The 570-nt window shown below is 49.8% G+C and carries 1 protein-coding gene; it reads right to left on the reverse strand.

The genetic code is table 11. The features are described 5' to 3' along the window. Positions 1 to 338: 338 nt before the first annotated feature. Positions 339 to 570: hypothetical protein (locus E2980_RS24525; RefSeq protein WP_205700030.1), on the reverse strand; the 232-nt coding region annotated here is incomplete at its 5' end.

The following is a 570-nucleotide window of genomic DNA, read 5'->3' on the forward strand; positions in this document are numbered from 1 at the left end:
TCTAGTGCGCCCAGCATGGGCGTTATCTATAGGGTGAAAGTCCCGAGTGACGAAGGCAGTAGTAGTCATTAGCTTAAGACAAGGGTGTCGACCAAGAGGTCGAATCTGAAGGAAGTCGGCGGCAAACCTCCGGTTCGAGGAACACGAATCTCATATAAGGCTAATGCTCGTTGGATGAGACTGCTAGAGAAGTCGAAGTCCTTACTGCCGAAGGCGAGTGGGAGTAAATGAGGCGAATAGATGGAGGGAAAGATAACGCTCTTACCTGGGGAGATCTGTACGGTACGCGGAGCAATCTCCGTAACCTTACTTGTGAAAGTAGGCAGAACGTACAGAAGTCAGCAGAAGCCATAGTACGCAGGTGTTGCAACACGAGCGGAAGGGCTGAACATGAAATAGGATTCGTACATCGAGGCGTTCAGGGTAAGCAATGAAAGCAGAAAATCCGAAAGGACCTGACCGAAGGAGGAAGCGGTGAATCCGTGGGGGACTTCGGTAGGGCAGAGCTTATCTCTGGCACAAAAAGGAAGGTACAAATCACGCAAGGAGTTGTAGAATTGTTGGAGAAAA

It is taken from the genome of Cohnella luojiensis (assembly GCF_004564235.1).
GTDB classification, from domain to species: Bacteria; Bacillota; Bacilli; order Paenibacillales; family Paenibacillaceae; genus Cohnella; species Cohnella luojiensis.